Consider the following 18587-nt stretch of genomic DNA (forward strand, 5'->3'; position numbering starts at 1 on the left):
CAGTTCTCCCCGGTGACCGTGACGGCCGCGGTGGTTCGCTCCTGCTGGTGCTCGTTCAGGATGCGGAGCATCTTGTCGAACTCGGTGTCGGTCATCTTGCGGATGAGGTGCATCGCCAGGAAGGCGCCGTCGTCGTAGGGGAGCTTCGGGGGGTTGGAGGAGTCGGTGCGGGGTTCGGGGACCGTCGAGTCCGTGAGGGCAGGGATGGTCTCCGGCTCCGGCTCTGGGACCGGGGTCTGGGCCTGGTCTTCGTCGAGCTCCAAGTCGGGGGCGGGCGTCGGGGCCGGGTCCGCGGGCCGCTTCGGATCCGGCGCGGGAGCCGGGTCCGGGCTGGGCTCGGGGGCGGGGTCTCCTATTACGTCGTAATGGGTCGGGCGCCTGCCGGGCTTCTGGGGAGGGCGTTCCGCCTCCTTGCGGGCGCGGTCGGCCTTCAGTTCCTCCAGGGCCGTCTCCTGCTGTTCGGCCGGCTTGTTGCCGACCGCGCGCAGCAGGTCGATGGGCTCCTCGCCGATGCGGTCCTGGAGTTCGGGGGTGAGGTTGAGCAGGGCCAACCGCTGGGAGACCCAGCCCTGGGAGCGGTGCAGGCGCTTGGCGAGGGCCGTCTGGCTGCCGTGGATGCCCAGGAGACGGTTGAGGGCCTTGGCCTCGTCGAGCTCGTCGAGGTCTTGGCGGTGGATGTTCGCCACGAGGGCGGACTCCAGGAGTTCCTCGGCCGTACTGCCCTGGTCGTCGCTGACCATGATCTTGACCGTGGCCAGGCCCGCTTCGCGCGCGGCCGCCAGGCGGCTGCTGCCGTCAATTACGACGTAATGGGTGTCCGGTTCGAGCTCGGCCTCGTGGTCCGGGTTGGCCTTGACGTAGGAGTCACGGTTCATGACCGTGATCGCCTGCTTCTGGCCGTGGGTGGCGAGGCTGCCCGCAAGGTCGGCCAGGTCGCCCAGGGTCGAGCGGGGGTTGTCAGGATTCAGGCTGATGCGGTTGGTGGCGAGTTCGGTGGGCGGGGCGACGCCGTCCGTGGGGACGCCGGTGGCCGCCGCGACGGCCGCGCGGCGGGCGCTGACCGGTCGTGCCGAGCCGCCGAACCGGCCCGCGCCCAGTTGGTCGGCCTTCTTCGTCATGAGATCTCCCGGGCCAGGGCACGCACGCTGACCGACTGCTGGGACTTGGGGGCGTAGGAGAGCAGCGGCTGCTTCATGCGGACGGCTTCTTTTTGTTCCTTCAGGTCTCCGACGAGGCCCACCACACGGGGATCCTTTATGTCCACCCAGCCCTGCAGGGAGGAGGTGGCGATGTAGCCGCGGCGGCCGTCGTAGAGGTTGACGACGATGCCGAGGTAGTCGATTTCGAGGGAGAGGTCGGCGCGGAGGTCCTCGATCTGGGTGGTGAGGAGCTCGTAGGCGTCGGCGGAACTGTCCTCGGCCTGGACAACGATGAGGGCGCCGGACTGGCCGGGCTTCTCGTTGTTGCGGCGCCGACCGTAGTAGGCGGCGGCATCCATGCTGAGGCCGAGGCTGGGCGGGCAGTCGATGAGGATGACGTCGTAGTCGGCTTCGAGGGGTGCCAGGGCGCGCTCCAGGGCGGCTTCCCGGGCCCGTACGGCGGAGAGGCGTACGTCCAGGAGGAAGGCGTCGTTGCAGCCGGGCAGCAGGTGCAGGCGGCCGGCGAAGTGCTCGTCGTCGATGGAGACGATCAGGTCGCGCAGGTCGCCCTTGGGGTCGCCCGCCATGTGGTTGGTGAGGCTGTCGCCGTTCATCGGCACGGGGGAGGCGCCGAGCTGGTTGGTGAGGTGGCACTGCGGGTCGAAGTCGACCAGGAGGACACGCATGCCGAGCCCGGGCAGGCTCTCGATGTCCAGCGGGTCCTCGACGGAGGTGTCCTCGTCACCCTCGACGGCGCGCAGGGCGGCGACCAACTGCTTGGCCACGCGGACCGGGTAGAGCTTGTTGGGGTCCTCGGCCATCGCCTCGCCGGTACCGGCGGTGATGGCGGTCTTGCCGACGCCGCCCTTCTGGTTGCAGACGACGATGCGGCGGGTGACGGCCGGTCGTACGACGTCGGGGGCGGGGTTGGTGTCGAGCCAGAGCCTGACGGACTGGGCGAGGCCCTGGATGAGGGAGACCCCGCGGTCGGTGGCTGCCTGCTTGAACTCGTCCCACTGGCCCTGGGGGAGGAAGGTGGAGAAGGAGTCGGCGCCCGCGGTGTCGATGGGTTCCAGGGCGGAGGCGAGGCCGCACCAGGCGGTGATGCCCTGCTCGACGGCGCTTTGGATGTCGAGGCCGTGCTGTGCGGCTCTCACTTTGAGGTCCTGCCGGAGCCGACCCGGCAGCTTGGAGACGACCTTCTCGCGGTCGCTGGAGGTGGCTGGAGAACTCATGCGGGCTACTTTACTAACGTTCTTGATCCAAATCTCCTCCGACACGTTAGTTTGGGAAAGTTGGCTGAGTGTGGAGGGGCCTCAGGGGGACCGGGAGGGTTCGGGGGCCTGTCCGTCGCGCCCGACCGCCGGGGGCGAGTCGCCGGTGCGGGAGCTATTACGGCGTAATAGCCAGGGCCGGGGACCGAGGGGCCGCCGGGGCTATTACGCCGTAATAGGGGTGAGGTGTTGGGGGAGCCGTCAGGCGATGGCCCAGGGGCTCGGGCCCTGCGAACGGCGGTTGGAGGAGCGGGTCGTGTCCCAGGCCGGCTGGATCGCGGCGGACACGATGCCCCACAGCTGACCGGCGGTCAGGCTGTGGACCGGGACGACGACCTCGCCAGCGAGGCTGATGTCGAACGCCGCCTCCAGCCCACTGACGATGCCGATGAGCGCCAGCGAGTCCAGGCCGTACGTCTCCAGGGGCTCGTCGGCCGCGGGGGTCTTGTCCTGGGCGAGGCCGGGCAGGCCCCGCCGGAGGATTGCTTCGAACGTCGCGTTCCACGGTGCTGAGGCCATCGACGTGCTTCCTTCCAGCTGCGGACCTGTCGGGGCGGTGCTGACGCACTTGTGCAAGCAGACTGCCGTGGGGCGCTCGAATCCCCGTTGACGGGGGCTCAGGTCCTGGGGAGAGGCGTGTGGGGGAGGGGAGGCGTGGGCCATCACCTCGGGGGCTATTACGTCGTAATGGCTCTGCCCACTACGGCGTGGTCGAGTAGGGGGTATTACGGCGTAATAGCCCCTACTCCCGAAAAACGCACCGCCGTCCGCGAGGACTCGCCGACCCGGGAACTGCCGGTCCCCTTCGACATGCCGGTTGAGGTCGCCGACTTCCTCAGCTCCGCCGGCCTCGACCCTGCGGAGCGGACCACGCTCGACCAGGGCGTGGCCACGGCGTACGGCCACCGGAAGCTCCTCGCGCGCGCCAGCCCCTCGACGGCGCCCCCGGCACTGCGGCAGTCCCAGCACAACGCAATGCCCGCCGGGAACATGAGAACCGGGTCCGCGCCCTCGACGGACATCACCCTGGGCCACACACCCCTGCCGAATCGCGTGGTGCTCCGCGGTTGTCTTCCGTGCGGTGTGGAACGTCGCTACGGTGGCAGGATGATCTTGAATCTTGCCCACCCGCGACCGGCCCTTGGGGCGACTTCGAGCCGCGCCGGGCGCTGACATGGCGCCCTTCGTCTACCGCCTGCGCCCCTTCGAGGCGGAGCCTCAACAGCCCAACGGCTCGTCAGTCTTTGCGTACGACTCACGCGAGAGCGCCGCGAACGCGTGGGCAGCGGCGGTGGCCGGGTTCGCGCTCGACACCGGACTCACCCATCTCGCCGTCGACAACCCTATGAAAGACGGGTTCTTCTCCTTCTCCGTGCGCACGGGGCGCGGTGGCCACGGGCTCGACGGGCTGTTCCCGTATGACCTGACCGGCTACCACAACGGCGCGCTCGTCCCGCTAGGCACCGCACTGGGCCTGGTCCGCGCCATGGTGCTGCGCGAGGGCACCTGGTGCCGGCTGGTGGGCGACGGCAGGTTCTTCGTACACGTGGGAACCCACGCCGACGTCTACGTCGGCGTCACGAATGTGTCCGAGCAGGCCGTGTCCCGCGCGCGGGCGCTGGGGTTGCGCGTGGACCGGGTGGAGCTGTCCCCGTGCGATCCCTCGCTCGACGAGGTCGACGAACAACGGCCCGCCAACGCCGGGTTCTGGGCGGAAGCGGCCCGGCTGGTTGACGACCGCGGCGGAGTGCTGGTGGAGGAGCAGCACATCCGCAACGCGTACACGTGGCACCGGCCCACCACGCCGGACGAGGTTGAGGAGCTGCGCGGTCGGCTTCGCCCGCGTGCCCGGCTGGCCGGATCTCACCGAGGATGTCGGCGCGGTCCGCGCCGCGATCGCGCGGCAGGACCGGCTCCAACTGCTGGTCGAGCAGTACCCCAGCGGAGGGTTCCACCAGGAACGGATCGTCGGCAATCCCACGCAAGCCCCGGTCAAGGGCGAGCCGGGGCACCGGTACGCCCTGGTCCCGCTGGCGCCGGCCGACCGCCGCCCCTTGGCTGCCGCTGAGGTTCCCGATGCTGACGGCGTGCTGCGGGCACGCTGGCGCACCAACCGCACCCGGGCCGACGAACTACGCACCTACCTCGCGGCGCTGAGGGTCGGCGACACCGTCACGGGTGTCGTCTCCAGCGGGCTGCGTGACATCGCCGTCCACATTGACCTGAACGACGATCTCGGCCGCGGCGTCGGCTGGCTGCGCATCCCCGAGATGGCGTGGGGGCAGTTCGACCTGGGCGACGTCGCCCCTATCGGCCGCGAGATCCGCGCCAAGATCCTGGCCGTCGACTACGCCTGGGAACAGGTCAGCCTGTCGATCAAAGCGCTGCAGCCGGACCCGTGGCAGGTATTCGCCGACGCGCACGAGGTGGGCGAGACCCTGTCAGGACAGGTCACCAAGCTGGTCCCGTTCGGTGCGTTCGTTCGCGTCGTGCCGGGGATCGAGGGCCTGGTACCGCTGGCGGAACTCGCCGACCACGACATCACCGAGCCCGAGCAAGCAGTGTCTGTCGGCGACGACGTCCGCGTCGCCCTGCTCGATATCGACCTCGCCCGCCAGCGCATCACTCTCTCACTACGGACGACAGGCGACTGAGCCGCTTCCGACTGGTGACCACAGGCTGCCCACGCCCTCATGGACGGGCAGTACCGATCACGAGCAAGCGCAACCTCAGCTCAGCAACACAGAGCTACTTGCCACTTCGCCGCAGCTTCGGGAGCAGAGGGCCCAATGGGAGCAGGGGCCCAGCGCAGTAGCCGGGGACCGCTCTGCTGGACCCCGGCAGAGGATCCGGGCGGACACTCCAACAAGAGAGCCCGGTGCGCGGCAGCCCTCGGAGCGACTGAAGCGACCGAAGCGACCGACGGTCGGTGTTGCTTCCCGGGTCAACAAGTCCGGACCGGGGCCGGGAGCAGGCCAAGGAGCGGAGAAGTGTTCGGCTTCGGGTCCAGGTTCGCCGCAGCGTCACTTGAGTCGCTGTTGTCGCTGCGCGTGGACCCGTCGGGAGTTGAGTCGCTGCTCTCCTGGACGGGGTGGTGGGGCAGCGACTGAAGAAGAGCGACTGAAAGTTCAAACAGTCGCTTTGGGTCGCTTGGAGAAAGCCCAGGTCAGAGCGGCTCCGTGGGTGATCTAGCGACCGAAGCGACCGACGGTTCGGGTATATGAAGCGCAACGTACGTGTGCGCATGCGTGTGTGGGCGTTATAGATAGAGACCTTCAGTCGCTTCAGTCGCTTTTTAGTTCAGTGCGTACCCTTTGACCTGCGGATTCGTTGAGCTACTGAGACAGCGACCGAAATCCGTTCAGTCGCTGGGTCTTTCCTTCGGTCGCTGGAGGGGCGGGGGGCGACACGCAGGCGTTTTTGTTCCCAGGCGTGTCCCCTTCTATCCCTGTAGTTCGCTAGGCTGTCTCAGTCGTTGAGTCGCTTCGGTCGCTGGTGGGGGATGTGAATGGTGCCTGAGCTGCGGTTTTCACGCAGCGACTCAAGGCAGCCGGACCCCGTTCCGCCGGTGCCCGCTCGCTCCCTGGCCACCGCCCGCTGGTGTGCCAGCCGGGGCTGGCCCGTGCATCCGCTGTCTCCGGGTCGCAAGACTCCTGCGGGCAACTGCGAGGCTTGCCGCAGTCCCGGACATACCTACCGGGGCTGCCCCTGCCCGGCCGCCGGTCGCTGGTGTCACGGATTCCGTGCCGCCACCCTTGACTTCGCCAGGATCGAGCAGTGGTGGAGCGCCAACCCGGGCTTCGGCGTGGGCATCGCCTGCGGGCCCGCCGGTCTGGTCGTCATCGACGTCGACGCGCACGCCCAGGAACTGCCCTCCCGGGACCGGCTGCTGCCCGGCATCGACATCTCCGCCGGCATCGACCTGACCGGGCTGTCCAACGGCTTCCACACGATCGGCGTGCTGGCCGCCCTGCGCGGCATGAGCAGCCCCGCGGACGACGAGAGCACCCTGCGCGTGCGCACGCCCTCAGGGGGCCTCCACGTCTGGTACCGGGCCCAGAACGGGCAACGCTGGCAGTGCTCCGCCGGGTCCGGCAGCGGGCGTGCCCTGGCCTGGCAGGTCGACGTACGCGCGCACGGCGGCTACATCGTCGCGCCCGGCACCGTCACCGAGGCCGGCGTCTACGAGCCGGTGGGGCCGCTGCGCGAGCCCGCGCCGCTGCCCGGCTGGCTGGCGCGCGAACTGGAGCGCACCGCGCATCTGCCGCCCGCCCACGTCCCCGTGCCCCGTCCGGTGCCGCCACGGGCCCGGCAGGCCGTCCTCGCGGCCGGTGGCGGCCGTCCTGCGGCCAACCGTGCGCTGGCCTCCGTACTGGCCGAAGTGGCGGCCTGTGCCGCCGTGTCCGAGGGCGCCGCCTTCTCCGAGAAGCTCAACCGGGCCGCCTACACCGCCGGAGGGCTCGTCGCAGCCGGGCACCTGGACGACGACGAGGCCGAGCGGATGCTGGCCGAGGCCGCCGAGTACGCCCGCCCCGGGCAGGAGCGCCGCTACCGGGCCGTCATCCGCAGCGGGCTGAGCGCCGGGCGGCAGCGCCCGCTGTCCCCGGGAGGCCGCGCATGACCTCCGACGACAACGCGCTCTTCGACGCCCAGGCGGTTGCTGCGCAGATCCTCGCCCAGCACACCTCCGTGCCACGGCAGGGCGGCACCGCGGCGGACACCGACGTGCGCGCCACCGACGGCGAGGCCACCGCCGACGGGCTGCTTCCCGACACCCTCAGCGACCGCGGCAACGCCAAACTCTTCGTCAAGCTCTACTCCAACGACTACCGGCACGTCCCCGGCCTCGGCTGGTACCGCTGGGACAGCACCCGCTGGCAGCTGGACGAGGACGACACCGTGGTGTGGGCCGCCGGCGACCTGGCGGAGTCCATCGCCACCAACGACCCGCGCGGCGCCCACAGCTCCACCGCGCTGCAGCAGCACCGTCGCCGGGCACTGAGCACCAGCGGCATGAACGCGATGCTCACCCAGGCCAAGTCCGCGCCCGGCATGGTCCTCAACGCGGCCCGCCTGGACGCCGACCCCTACGCGCTGTGCACCCCGGCCGGCATCGTCGACCTGCGCACCGGACTGATCCGTACCCCCGACCCGAACAAGGACTTCCACTCCCGCTCCACCACCGCCTCCCCGCAGGCCATGCCCACCCCGCGCTGGGACCGGTTCCTCGCCGACACCTTCGGCGACGGGCCCGAGGGCGCCGAGATGATCGACTTCCTGCACCTGCTCCTCGGCTACTCCATCAGCGGGGACGTCGGCGGCCAGGTGATGCCGTTCCTGTTCGGGTCCGGCAAGAACGGCAAGTCGGTACTGCTGGACGTGCTGATGAAACTCGTGGGCGACTACGCGGACGCCGCCCCGCCCGGCTTCCTGATGGCCCGCCCCTACGAGGGGCACCCCACCGACCTCGCCGAGCTGCACGGCCGGCGCGTCATCGTGTGCAGCGAGGTCAAGCCGGGGGACCGTTTCGACGAGGCGCGGGTGAAGCTGCTGACCGGTGGCGACCGCATCAAGGCGCGCCGCATGCGGCAGGACTTCTTCAGCTTCCAGCCCACCCACAAGCTCTGGCTGCTCGGCAACCACCGCCCCGAAGTGGGCACCGGCGGCTTCGCGTTCTGGCGCCGGATGCGGCTGATTCCTTTCGAGCGGGTCGTGTCGGACGACCGCAAGATCGACAACCTGGCGGACATCCTCGTCACCGAGGAGGGCCCCGGCATCCTCAACTGGCTGATCCTGGGCGCCCGCCGCTATCTGAGCGGTGAGAAGGACCTCGCGGGCCCCGAGCGGGTCCGTATCGCCACCACGGCGTACGCGGAGACGGAGGACCACACGGGACGTTTCCTGTCGGAATCCTGCAGGCTGGTGCCCGATCTGCGGGCAGAACAGGCACAGCTCTACGCTGTCTACAAGACCTGGTGTCAAAATGAAGGGGCACCGGCGATATCGTCCCGGGCCTTCGCGGCACGGGTCCGAGAGGTGGTGGGGCTGGCGTCTCCGAAGGAGATGATCCTGTCCAACCAGCGCAAGTACTACCCGGGCATCGGACTGATGGCCGACGAGGAGACGGCATGAGCGCCCTCATAGAAGAGGACGAGATCATCCACGAGGTCGACCTCGTCTGGCTGGAAGACATCGGTGGGCTCGACTACGTGCGGCAGAGTCTGGACCGGTTGCCGACCCGCAGAGGCAAGCCCGCCTACCACCGCGACGGTCGCATGGTCGGCTACGCACTGCTCGGGTCCGACGCCAAGCCGTCCCGCTCCTCGGGCACGTTCCGCCGCCGGGTGTTCTGGCTGCTCCCGCACGACCGGGACGCCGTCCCCGACGGGCTGTACGCCACGGGCGCGCCGGCCGAGGCGGTGGATCCGCGCACGCTGGCGCCGGGCAGCAAGGGGCGCAAGACCGAGCGGTCCGAAGGCGGGCCGCCGTCGTCGCAGGCGCAGGAGCGCGGAGTGTCGCTGCCCCTGTGAGCCATGGCCGGTAATCCCTGGCCGGCAAAGGGAGCTGCTCGGCTCGGCGGCCGTGCCGGCCACCGAGCCGCCGCCCGGCTACACTCGGCTCAGGTGCGTTGGCCTGCGACAACGGACACAGAGGCTCCGTCCTGGGTGTACGGGCGGAGCCTCTGCGTTGCAAGGGGCGGATATGGAACCACCCTCGGATGTGCCACGAGCAGAGGCCCTGTCCGGCGGCGATTGGTCTGGGCAGTCATGCTCTCGGTGCGGGCAGCAGCGCTCTATCACGCGTTGCGGACGGCTTGCACATCATTGACCTTCGGCGCTTGGTCGGCCTTGGTCGCGTGCTGACCTTCGCGTGGGTGGTCTGCGTGGAGTCGGGGGCGGTGAACTTCTGAGTGTTCGTGCACACGGGCGAACCGCGACCGGCGTCCCCCGGTCGCGGTTGGCGCAAGGTCAGGAGTGCACCGGCAGACGATCGCCGGGCGCGAGCTGGCACCAGTCGGGATAGGGGGCCGGAAGCGCGCTGACCGCGTCCAGTTCCGCAAGGTCTTCCTCGGTGAGCACGAGGTCGACGGCGGCCAGGTTCTCGGTGAGCTGGTCGGGGCGCTTCGCGCCGACGATCACGCTCGTGACCCCTGGTCGGGCGAGCACCCAGGCGATGGCGACGCGGGCCACACTCACACCGTGGCGCGCGGCCACGACACGCAGCACATCCACGATGTCCCAGCCGCGTTCCCGGTCCACGGGCGGGAAGTCGGCGAGGGCCCGGCGCGCGGTGTCCTCGCTGCTGCCGTCGCGGTCGAATTTGCCGGACAGGAACCCACCGGCAAGCGGGCTCCACACCAACGTGGCGAGCTTCCGGTCCGCAGCCATCGGCAGGATCTCGCGCTCGATGTCCCGTCCGGCCAGCGAGTAGTACACCTGCTGGGACACAAAGCGCTCCAGCCCGCGCAGCTGCGAGGCGCCGAGGAACTTCATCATCTGCCACGCCGCCAGGTTGGACGCGCCGATATAGCGGACCTTGCCTTGCCGGACGGCATCTTCCAGTGCGGCCAGCGTCTCCTCCACCGGCGTCAGCGGATCGAAGCTGTGGATCTGGTAGAGGTCGATATGGTCGGTTCGCAGCCGTCGCAGGCTGTCCTCCAGAGCCCGGGTGACCCACAGCCGTGACAGGCCGATGTCGTTGGGGCCGGTGCCCATGCGGGAGAGGAGCTTGGTGGCGAGCAGTGTGCCCTGGCGCCTCGGGCCCAGCACCCGGCCGAGGATTTCCTCGCACTCGCCCGCCGCGTACATGTCGGCGGTGTCGATGAGATTGACACCGGCGTCGAGCGCGAGGCCCACGAGCTCGTCCGCAGCCTTGTCATCGAGACCACCGACGACACTCCACGGCGGTGTCCCCGCCCCGCCGAACGTCATCGCACCCAAAGCGATCCGGGACACGAAGACTCCCGTGGCGCCCAACTGCTCGTACTGCATGTTCCACCTTCCACTGATCAGTGATGACGCCGTGGACGGTGCTGCTGCGGCCGTCGGCACGGCTCCTCCGACGCTAGGAGGCGCCGACCGGACGGGCCATGATCAAGCGTCTGAAGAACCTGCGCGTTCGTCCACGGCGGCAGGCACGCGGAAGGGAGTCGCCGGCCAGCCGTCCGGCGTCGCGGTCAACGTTGCGAGCGGGGCGCTGCGGTACCGCGCCGGTGAGATGCCGGTGACCCGTTTGAACGCGGTGCTGAACGCGCTCTCCGACGAGTACCCCCATTCGGTGGCCACCGAGGCCACGGTCCGTTCGCTGTGGCGCAGTTCGCGGCCGGCAGCCAGAATCCGCCAGCGCTGGAGGTATACGAGCGGCGGCAATCCGACAAGTTCCTTGAAGCGGGCCGCGAAGCTCGCCCGGGACATGCCCACCTGAGCTCCGAGCGTGGCGACGGTCCATGGGCGGCCGGTCTGCTGGTGCATCAGCAGCAGCGCACCGCCGATGCGCGGATCACCGAGGGCACCCAGCCAGCCCGGCAGGGCGGTTCCGTCCTGCTCGCTCACTCCCGCCACGACGGCCCGCAGCGCCTGGATGAACAGGATCTCGGTGAGCCGCCCCGACATCACGGAGGTGCCCATGCGTATGGCGCTCACCTCGTCGAGGAACACCCCGAGCAGCGGCTGGATCGCCTTCGCCGGGGGAGTGCCGCCACGGATGGCGACCACGGGTGGCAGTCCGTCGAGCAGCAGGGCAACCGTGGCGTCGAGGAAGTCGACGCTACCGCCGACGATGAGCGTCCGCTCCTGGTCGGCGGTGCCGTGTGTCTCCCCGATCCGTACGATGCGGCTGTCGGAGGTCCGGTAGAGCTCCTCCGCGCTGCGGTACGGCGTGTCCAGGTCCCCGGAGACCGTGAACGACTCGCGCGCCGCCAGCAGGAAGCAGTCACCGGTCCTGAGACGCACCGGCTCGGCTCCGTCGGCCCCGAGCCAGCAGGAGCCGTCAAGTACGGCCCCGATCTTGATGTGCTCGTGGACGCCGAAGCGAAGTGCCCAACTGCCCCATGCTTCCAGGCCGGACAGCGACCCGGCCCTGACGTTCAACGAAGCGAGGACATCGGACAGCGGGTCAACCGGTGATTGCATGCCGAGCAAGCTAGCGGACGTAGCGGACGATCGTCCGTCTCCACCGGTGCGGGTAGGCGGGACAGGACGCGAACGAGGCGCCTGTGTCGGTGGGTCGAGACTTCGAGCAGTGCGCAACGTGTCAGCGAGACCGGCGGGCGTCTTGAGGCGGGCGGCCTGGCGTGGTCGTGCTCGGCGAGGCTGGGTGCCATTTGGGCCGCCCCGGCGTACAGCCGTGACGCCGTCGCAAGGTCGCCGTCACGCTCGTGGAAGTACGCCGCCACCGCGGTGTGGCGGGGCAGCGAGTCGTCCAGCGCAGCGAGCGCGGCCAACCCGGCGCGCGGTCCGTCGGCGAGGCCGACGGACCGCGCGGTTGAGCCGGACGACCGGGCTGTCAGTCAGTGCGTCAACAACGCTGCGAGCCAATACACCTAGAGGTTCACGCCCCCGGACGCGTCGATGCACTGCCCCGTGATCCAGCGCGACTCGTCGGAGGCGAGGAATGCCACGATGTCGGCGATGTCGCCGACATCTCCCATGCGCCCGAACACCGACAACGCGGCATGGGCCGCCTCCTTCTCGGGGGTGGACCAGCGTTGCCTGTTCATGTCCGTCTTCACATAGCCCGGCGCCACGGCGTTCACGGTGATGCCCCGGCTCCCCAACTCCTTGGCCAGCGCCAGGGTGAGCGATTCGAGCGCCCCCTTGGCCATGGAGTAGGCGACCGACCCGGGGAAGGCCACGCGGGTGGCCGCCGAGCTGATGTTGACGATGCGGCCGCCCTCCCGCAGACGTCCCAGGCCGTGCTGGATGAGGAACAGCGGGGCCTTCGCGTGTACGGCCACCAGCTGGTCGAAGTCCTGCGGGGTCACGTCCCCGATCGCCCCCGGGATGTTGTAGCCCGCGTTGTTGACCAGGATGTCCAGCGCGCGGGGCTCGCCGTGCTCCTCCAAGGCGGCGTCCAGCCGCGCGTACAGCGCCGGCACGTCACCGGGCGTGCCGAGCGGCGTCCGTACGAGGAAGGCGCGCCCCCCGTCCCGGGCGATGAGCTCGGCGGTCTCTTCGGCCGCGGTCTCCTTGGTCGCGTAGTGCACGGCGACGAGCGCCCCGTCCGCGGCTAATCTGCGGGCGATGCCCCGGCCGATGCCCCGGCTCGCCCCGGTCACCAGAGCGGTTTTCCCTTTCAGGTCCCCCATGCCTGTTCCCCCTGTCTCTCCCACCCCTTGAGGCCGGCGCTGCGCCGGCTCCGGCCGACAGTCTGGCGGCGGCGCCCCGTGCCGGGTGCCGGGTGGGAGAAGAAGGTTTGTTTCATCGTCATCTGTGGCCATCTCAACGACAGTTGAAGAAACCGCACACCCGGTTTAATATGGGGGAGTTGTGAGAGACCCTGCGTGCCCTGGGCGTGTCGGCCGTCGGCGTACCCTCGGTCGCCACATAGGCCCTCGTCGCGCGCTCTGAGCGGGCGGCGTCACTTCACCTGAGTGCTTCCTCTTATCTGTGTCCGCACGGCCGGTGCGGCTCGACGCGAAGGCGGTCCCATGGTGCTACGACATCTGCGTCTGGTTGCGGTGAACATCGACGGGGTTCTGCTGAACGACACGTTCAGCCCGGTCATCCACCGGTTCCTGACGCGGCGGGGGATGGCCTACACCGCGGAGATCGAGCGGAACGTGCTGTCCCAGTCCCGGATGCGGGCCGCCGTCGCGACGGGTGTCGAAGGCACCCCGGAAGAAGTCGTGAAGGCGTACTTCCTGGAGCGCGAGGAGTACCTCAGAGAGCATCCGGTGCACGTCATGGACGGTGCCGGTGAGCTGCTGGAGCGGCTGCGCGCCACCGGTGTCCCCCTGGTCTGTTACGGCGGTCTGGACCGGTCGCACTTCGACCGTCATCTCGCCGAGTACGCCGGGTACTTCGACGAGCCGCAGTACGTGTGCACCGACCGCTTCCGCCCCGGCGTGCGGGAGATCGCCGAGAACGTGTTCGGCCTGAGCTGCGACCAGGTCCTGTTCATCGACGACGTGGCGCGGGTGGCCGAGGTGGCACGCTCCTTGGGCGCGGCGTTCATCGGGCACCCGACTTCGTTCGAGCATTCCTTCCAGGACCAGTTGATGCGGGAAGCCGGCGTACGGCACCTGGTCCGGTCCCTCGACGGCATCGACGAGCGGATGCTGAGCGCCATCGACGCGGAGGCCGCCGAGGGCCTCGTCTGGCAGCAGTCGGCCGACCTCACGCCGGCCCGCGCCTGACACGACGGTGCAGCGGCGGTACAAATAACGTGCAAGGGAATATTCGGGGCAAGATCATACGATCTGGACGGTTTTTTTCTGCCTTTCTGTGCCCGGTCCAGTCCAGAGAGTGACACGTGGCCTCGATTCCCGGACACCTCTCAACGCCCCTGCGAACAGGTGTTATTGGCTCCACTGAGCCCTTCCGGCCCCGCGGCGGGATCGAGGATGAGCGAAGTGGAATATTCGCGGGGGTCTTTGTTGAAGCTTGGTATTGCGCGTAAGGTACCTCACAGACGGTTTCTTTTGAACGTGCGCTGCTGCGGAGCACGGTGACTGTAGGAGGGACCCAGTGGCGCAACAGGAACGGGCGGTCCGGACCCGTCGTGCGGTTCTGGAAGGAGCCGCGGAAGTGTTCGCGGAGCAGGGGTACAGCGCCGCGACGGTCGCGGACATCCTCAAGTCCGCAGGCGTGACCAAGGGCGCGCTGTACTTCCACTTCGACTCCAAGGAAGCGCTTGCGCGGGGCATCCTGGACGTCCAGACGGATCAGCGTCTGCCCACTCGCGAGATCAAACTCCAGGAACTCGTCGACGTCGCCATGACGGTGGCCAACCGGCTGGGGCACGACCCCATCCTGCGTGCGGGCGCCCGGCTCTCCTCCGATCCCATCGGCCGCAAGCACTACGGCAGTGCGTGGCCGATATGGGTCGACCTGCTGACGGAGATCCTCACCGAGGCGCTGAGGCGCGGTGAGACGCTGGCCGACGTGGCGCCCCGCGAGGTCGCCGAACTGGTCGTCGGCGCGTTCAACGGGGTGCAGCTGTACTCGCATCTGGAGACGGACCTGCAGGACGTCGAGTACCGGGTCTCGCTCCTCCTGAAGTACCTGCTGCCCTCCATCGCCGCGCCCGCGATCCTCGTGCGGCTGGACATGGCCCCCGACCGCGGAGCCCGCGTGGTCGACGAGGAGGGCCTGGCTCCCGTGATGATCTGATGCCCCGCCAGGGCGTCGTCTGGACTGCGTACGTCAGAGTCTCGCCCCAGGACAGAGCGGTCCCCGGGTGAGCCGTCCTCGTCGTCCGGGCCGCGACAGGTGTCGTAGCGGGGGACAGGCGCCGTAGCACGGGTCCACGGGGCGTTGGAGGGCCTGCCCGCCCTCCAACGCCCCGTGCACGGGCTCGCGCCGCCACGGCCCCGCACAGCCCCGCAGCGCCCCGGGACGGCTCAGCTGACCTTGAACTGGGCCATCATGCCCATGGCCGCGTGGTCGATCAGGTGGCAGTGGTACAGGTACGTGCCGCGGTAGGTGTCGAAGGTCGCCTGCAGCTTCACCGTCTCGCCCGGCATCAGCATCACGGTGTCCTTCAGACCCGCCTCGGCGGGGGCCGGGGGCTGACCGTTGCGCTCCAGCACCCGGAACTGCACCAGGTGCAGGTGGATGTTGTGCGGGACGAACCGGTTGGTGTTCGTCACCGTCCAGACCTCACTGGCGCCGTGGCGTATGAAGTCGTCGACCCGGTCCGGGTCGTAGGTCTTGCCGTTGATGTAGCCCTTGGCGTTCGCGCCGCCCGTCTCGTCCATGCTCAGCACCACGGTCCGCTCGGCCGTGGGCTGGGGCAGCGGCGGCAGCTCGCGCAGCGCCGAGGGGATCTCGCTGCGGTCGGTGGCGGTGCGCACCACGTCGAAGCGCATCACCTGGCCGAGCAGCTCGGCCGGCCCGCCGTTGAGGAGCGTGTTCTCCAGCACCAGCTGCGTGCCCACGGCGTAGCGGGAGAAGTCCACGACGACGTCGACGCGTTCGCCGGGGGAGAGGAAGACGGCGTCCGTCGGGTTGGGCTTGGTCAGCAGGCCGCCGTCCGAGCCGATCTGGACGATTTCCCCGCCGTCGGCCAGGCGCAGCCGGAACGAGCGCAGGTTGGAGGAGTTCAGCAGCCGCAGACGGTACTTGCGGGCGGCGACCTCGAACCTCGGGTAGGCGACACCGTTGGCCATCAGCGTGGTGCGGTTCTGGAAGTCGCCCATCACGTAGACGAACTGGCCCGCCGCGTCGAACTGGGCGTCACGGATGGCGATGGGAACGTCGTAGGCCCCGCAGGGCAGCGGCAGAGACCGCTCCTCTGCGTCGGTCAGCAGATAGGTGCCGTACAGGCCGCGGTAGACGTGCTCGGACTCCATGTGGTGCGCGTGGTCGTGGAACCACAGCGAGGCGTGCGACTGCTGGTTCGGGTACGTGTACAGGCGCGAGCCGCCCGGCGCGATGGTCTCCATCGGTCCGCCGTCGTCGATCGCGGGCACCGAGGAGCCGTGCAGGTGGACCGAGGTGGGCATGTCGAGGCTGTTGCGCTGCGTGATGGCGACCGGCCGGCCGGAGCGGGCCCGGATGACGGGGCCCGGAAAGTACCCGCCGTAGGTTTCGACGGTCGTCCGGAGGCCGGGCAGGATCTCCGCCTGGGTCGTCCGCATGGTGATTCGGTAGCGGTCGACGCCGTCGGACGTGGAGTACGGGGTCAGCACCCGCGGGACGGGCATGCGCAGCTTGAACTTCTCGATGGCCGGTGCGTCCACGTTGGCGGCGGCGGGCTCGACGGCGGCCGCGTCCTCGCCGTGGCGCATCAGGGGCGTGAGGGCGGCCCCGGTGAATACACCGCTGCCGGCCGTGACCAAGGCTGCGTTGAGCACGGTTCGTCGGGTGGGCATGACGTTCTCCTCGCTCGGCTGTTCGCGTCGGGCCGGGGGGTGGACGCGGGCGGAGCCGACTTCAGCACACGGTGCTTGAGCCTTGATGGGCGGAGGAACGGGGTCCGGCAGGGGAGTGCCGGGCAGGTCGCGCGGCACGGTCGGAAAACCGGGGCGGGGGAGGACCGAGGGCCGCCGCACAGACCCCCCACCGGGAAGGAGAGGGACGGCCCTTGGCCGGGGCACGCGACCGGCCCGTGCACGGGTGGGGAAGGGGTGTGGGTCAGACGCGCGAAGCCCCGGGGAATCCGCCTGTCGCGGACGCCCCGGGGCTGGGAAGAACGCCGCGCCGCAGCGCCGCACTCCGGTGGTGCGCGGCTCGGCCGGCGTCCGTCATACCGACGGCCGAGCCACGGTCACGGTGATCTGGAAGACGAGTTCGCCCTCCTGATGGCCCGTTACGACCACGGCCTCCTCGGAGGCCGGGCCCCACCCCTCAAGGCGGTACGCCTCGACCATGCACGGGGTGTTCAGCTCCACGTACCGCCTGAAATCACTGATGATGCCGATCGGCACGCAGGGCCGGCCCAGGTGCGCGGCCGTCGCCTGGCGGGCCGCTTCGAGCAGCATCATGCCCGGCACGTGGTCGACGGGGTGGTCGAAGAGAACAGGGTGGCGGGTGTCCACCCGAAGCCGCCAGCGGTCTGTTTCTTCGGTGGGTGAGAGCACCACATCCGTGGGTGACACGCGGCCGACGGTCTGCGGCGCTGTCGGGGCCAAAAGGGGCGACGGCTCGGCGGCGCCCGGAGTCGACAGAGCCCGCATACGTCGGTAGACGCCGGGAGAGGTGCAGGTGAAGGTGGCGCTTCCGGTGGCGGCCACCTGTCCGTCCCGGCGTATCACCAACTCGAGGTGGGCTCCGGCCAAGCCGTTGCGGCGGCGCTTGACGTCGAGAAACGCGATGTCCATGTCGAGCGACGCCGGTACGTCGCTGACCAAGAGCTGCGACGGTTTGGTTTCGAGCGCGAGATCCCACATCAGGAAGTGGTGATCGAGCGGAACTCCGAATTCCGCGTGAGCGAGGAGTATTCCGGCCTGACGGATCGTTTCGGCAATGATGAGCGGATCGTGCTGGCCGTCCACGGGGGTGAAGAAGCTGTGCAGACGGGGCCACTGAGCAGCCACGGAGAAGTGGCTGTCGTCCTTGCGTTCCCAGCCCGTGAGCATGACTTCGGCCACGCTGGCGCGGTGGACGAGCTCCCTGGGGACGGTGGTGGTCAGGGACGGGAAACGCAAGGAGCCGATTCCCGCTGACTTCGTCGCTCCTATGAATACTGCGCTGACCGGCATGTGTTCGAGGCGGAACGTGCTCGCAGACATAGCCCCCCCGTTACCGGGATGCGGTGGATGGGTGCCGAGGCGAAGCACCTCGGCGGCAGCAAAGATACATACCAGCCGGTTTCATTTCTAGCGGTACGTACCCTTCCGCCCTGGCGGGATGTGGAGGGTCGGACTCCGCGCCGCGGACGCCGGATGGCTCAACAGCGACTGTCCGAAGGGCCGTTGTCCTGCCGTCCCGTCGACCCGGCACCCGGCGCTCCAGCAGGTGTCGGCGACGGGGTCCGCGGCCTTCCGCTCGACCGTGCGCGCAGCCGTCGGCAGACGGATCTCAAGCAGATCAAGAGTGGTCCTTGAGTTCGGTGGCCGACCGTGGCCAAGAGTCGGGGAGAAAGGAAGTCGGCCGAATGGAAAGCGGCGAAACGGTACTTCGGATCGAGCGCGGCCGAGCCACCGACGTAGAGCTGGCCGCGGTCGCCATCGTGTTGTGCGCAATGCTGGCCGGCCGTGGTGAGAGCGACGGCGACGAGCAGAAGCCCAACGTCCCGCTGTGGCGACCGGAACGGGACGCCGCGGCCTATCGCTCTCCGTACAACTGGCGGTAGGCCGCCATCATCAATGGCTGATTCACGTGCGGCTCCGCCGCCGAGTATTCAAACCGCACAGACGGTTTGTTACGGTGGAGATCATTGCCAGGGCCGCACCTTCAGGGAGGAAAACGCCGTGACCGTTGTGAATGACATTGCCCTGGCCTCTACGGGGGTGGCGGATGCCCGCGAGCGGGTGGCGGAGCTGGAGATGGTCCGCGCCGAAGCGCTCGCG

Annotated in this window: 15 protein-coding genes and 1 pseudogene; 7 read left to right on the forward strand and 9 right to left on the reverse strand. The window is 69.3% G+C overall.

All coding sequences use genetic code 11. From position 1 onward, the window contains the following. The 3 genes from IPZ69_RS42205 to IPZ69_RS42215 all read right to left on the reverse strand — a co-directional run. Nucleotides 1-1118 (reverse strand): ParB/RepB/Spo0J family partition protein (locus tag IPZ69_RS42205; RefSeq protein ID WP_235460147.1); only part of this gene is annotated, 1118 nt, incomplete at its 3' end. Further along, complete coding sequence (locus IPZ69_RS42210; protein ID WP_235460148.1) at nucleotides 1115-2374, reverse strand: AAA family ATPase; 1260 nt, start codon at nucleotides 2372-2374, stop codon at nucleotides 1115-1117. The genes IPZ69_RS42205 and IPZ69_RS42210, both read right to left, overlap by 4 nt. A 240-nt stretch (nucleotides 2375-2614) precedes the next feature. Further along, a complete protein-coding gene (locus tag IPZ69_RS42215) occupies nucleotides 2615-2932 on the reverse strand; it encodes an acyl carrier protein (protein ID WP_235460150.1) in 318 nt (105 codons plus the stop codon). Nucleotides 2933-4257: 1325 nt separating this feature from the next. Here IPZ69_RS42215 and IPZ69_RS47615 point away from each other — a divergent pair. From IPZ69_RS47615 to IPZ69_RS42235, 4 genes are all read left to right on the forward strand, one after another. After that, nucleotides 4258-5067 carry a S1 RNA-binding domain-containing protein gene (locus IPZ69_RS47615; RefSeq protein WP_235460152.1) on the forward strand — a complete coding sequence of 270 codons (810 nt, stop codon included), beginning with the start codon at nucleotides 4258-4260 and terminating at the stop codon, nucleotides 5065-5067. A gap of 968 nt (nucleotides 5068-6035) precedes the next feature. Further along, complete coding sequence (locus IPZ69_RS42225) at nucleotides 6036-7034, forward strand: bifunctional DNA primase/polymerase (RefSeq protein WP_235460170.1); 999 nt, start codon at nucleotides 6036-6038, stop codon at nucleotides 7032-7034. Beyond that, entirely contained in the window at nucleotides 7031-8545 is a 1515-nt protein-coding gene (locus IPZ69_RS42230; RefSeq protein WP_235460153.1) for a DNA primase family protein, read from the forward strand. The genes IPZ69_RS42225 and IPZ69_RS42230 overlap by 4 nt, the downstream gene beginning before the upstream one ends. Then, the gene (locus IPZ69_RS42235; RefSeq protein ID WP_235460155.1) at nucleotides 8542-8943 is read left to right on the forward strand and encodes a DUF6009 family protein; all 402 of its coding nucleotides are present in this window, start codon (nucleotides 8542-8544) and stop codon (nucleotides 8941-8943) included. Before IPZ69_RS42230 ends, IPZ69_RS42235 begins: the two co-directional genes overlap by 4 nt. A gap of 438 nt (nucleotides 8944-9381) precedes the next feature. Here the strand turns inward: IPZ69_RS42235 and IPZ69_RS42240 are convergent, their stop codons facing one another. The 4 genes and pseudogenes from IPZ69_RS42240 to IPZ69_RS42255 all read right to left on the reverse strand — a co-directional run bounded on the left by IPZ69_RS42240 (nucleotide 9382) and on the right by IPZ69_RS42255 (nucleotide 12719). Beyond that, nucleotides 9382-10404 (reverse strand): aldo/keto reductase, encoded by a 1023-nt coding sequence (locus IPZ69_RS42240; RefSeq protein WP_235460156.1) that lies wholly within the window; start codon nucleotides 10402-10404, stop codon nucleotides 9382-9384. A gap of 102 nt (nucleotides 10405-10506) precedes the next feature. Then, a complete protein-coding gene (locus tag IPZ69_RS42245) occupies nucleotides 10507-11544 on the reverse strand; it encodes an AraC family transcriptional regulator (RefSeq protein ID WP_235460158.1) in 1038 nt (345 codons plus the stop codon). Nucleotides 11545-11684: 140 nt separating this feature from the next. Continuing rightward, a pseudogene (locus tag IPZ69_RS42250) lies at nucleotides 11685-11925 on the reverse strand (RNA polymerase subunit sigma-24); the annotation flags it as partial. 29 nt (nucleotides 11926-11954) lie between these two features. Further along, the gene (locus IPZ69_RS42255) at nucleotides 11955-12719 is read right to left on the reverse strand and encodes an SDR family oxidoreductase (RefSeq protein ID WP_235460160.1); all 765 of its coding nucleotides are present in this window, start codon (nucleotides 12717-12719) and stop codon (nucleotides 11955-11957) included. 342 nt (nucleotides 12720-13061) lie between these two features. Between IPZ69_RS42255 and IPZ69_RS42260 the strand changes: the two genes are divergently transcribed. Both IPZ69_RS42260 and IPZ69_RS42265 read left to right on the forward strand, forming a co-directional pair. Beyond that, nucleotides 13062-13769, forward strand: coding sequence for an HAD family hydrolase (locus tag IPZ69_RS42260; RefSeq protein ID WP_235460162.1), 708 nt, complete (start codon nucleotides 13062-13064; stop codon nucleotides 13767-13769). A 331-nt stretch (nucleotides 13770-14100) separates the two neighbouring features. After that, nucleotides 14101-14745 (forward strand): ScbR family autoregulator-binding transcription factor, encoded by a 645-nt coding sequence (locus IPZ69_RS42265; protein ID WP_308407599.1) that lies wholly within the window; start codon nucleotides 14101-14103, stop codon nucleotides 14743-14745. A 230-nt stretch (nucleotides 14746-14975) separates the two neighbouring features. Here the strand turns inward: IPZ69_RS42265 and IPZ69_RS42270 are convergent, their stop codons facing one another. Together IPZ69_RS42270 and IPZ69_RS42275 are read right to left on the reverse strand one after the other, a co-directional pair. Then, on the reverse strand, nucleotides 14976-16448 hold the full coding sequence (locus IPZ69_RS42270) for a multicopper oxidase family protein (RefSeq protein ID WP_235460166.1): 1473 nt from the start codon (nucleotides 16446-16448) through the stop codon (nucleotides 14976-14978). Between the two features lie 372 nt (nucleotides 16449-16820). After that, nucleotides 16821-17807, reverse strand: coding sequence for a ScbA/BarX family gamma-butyrolactone biosynthesis protein (locus IPZ69_RS42275; protein ID WP_268835741.1), 987 nt, complete (start codon nucleotides 17805-17807; stop codon nucleotides 16821-16823). A gap of 365 nt (nucleotides 17808-18172) precedes the next feature. Here IPZ69_RS42275 and IPZ69_RS42280 point away from each other — a divergent pair, with 365 nt between their 5' ends. Beyond that, nucleotides 18173-18370, forward strand: coding sequence for an acyl-CoA carboxylase subunit epsilon (locus IPZ69_RS42280; RefSeq protein WP_235460168.1), 198 nt, complete (start codon nucleotides 18173-18175; stop codon nucleotides 18368-18370). Nucleotides 18371-18587: the final 217 nt, after the last annotated feature.

Source organism: Streptomyces olivochromogenes, from assembly GCF_021538895.1.
Taxonomy (GTDB): domain Bacteria; phylum Actinomycetota; class Actinomycetes; order Streptomycetales; family Streptomycetaceae; genus Streptomyces; species Streptomyces olivochromogenes_A.